The 618-nt window shown below is 68.3% G+C and carries 1 protein-coding gene and 1 pseudogene; one reads left to right on the top strand and one right to left on the bottom strand.

The features are described 5' to 3' along the window. Nucleotides 1-162 precede the first annotated feature (162 nt). Nucleotides 163-396, bottom strand: a pseudogene (locus MKK69_RS01170) (methyl-accepting chemotaxis protein); the annotation flags it as partial. On the opposite strand from MKK69_RS01170, the gene MKK69_RS01175 reads away from it, so the two are divergent. After that, a partial coding sequence (locus MKK69_RS01175; protein ID WP_243964838.1) for a hypothetical protein occupies nt 377-618 on the top strand: 242 nt, incomplete at its 3' end. The pseudogene MKK69_RS01170 and the gene MKK69_RS01175 sit on opposite strands and share 20 nt — an antisense overlap.

Here is a 618-nt window from a genome sequence, read left to right on the forward strand (position 1 = left end):
TTCGGCTGGGGCGGGCAGCACACCGTAGTGAGGCGCCCCCACGATCGGGCTGCGGGACGACGCCTCGCCCAACTTGTCGACGGACTCGAGTGAATGAGCGCTGAGGGCATCCTCGTCGGCATCCACGGCTTGGAGAACAAGACTCCGCTCGACGAGAAACGGCGCTGGTAGAAGGGTCTGCCCAGCGATGGTCGAGATCAGCCCGACCACGTCGCCGATCCGCGAGACGGCGCTGCTCAGCTCCTGCACCAGGGCGCCGGTCTGATCCGCCTCGTGCACGGCACGCTGCGCCAGTTCAGCCGAGCCGGCGACCTGCCGGCTGATCTCCTGCACGGACGAACCCAGCTCCTCGGCGGCCGCGGCCACGGTGTTGACGTTGGAGGCGGCCTCCTCGGCCAAGCCGCAGCGGAACGACATCATCCGAGGCGTCTGGGCAAAGCACTATGCCCACCTGACCGACGCGGACCGGCAGGCAGCCGCGAAGCGCGCGGCCGAGATGATGGTCGAAAGGATTCCGCGGGAAACGCTGCTCAAACTCATCCCGCGGCTCAAGCACGTCCCGGCCAGCGATATCGCGATCGCCATGGGAGGCGTGCAGGCGGATCGGAAGCCTCGGCG

This window comes from Methylobacterium sp. J-026 (genome assembly GCF_022829585.1).
Taxonomy (GTDB): domain Bacteria; phylum Pseudomonadota; class Alphaproteobacteria; order Rhizobiales; family Beijerinckiaceae; genus Methylobacterium.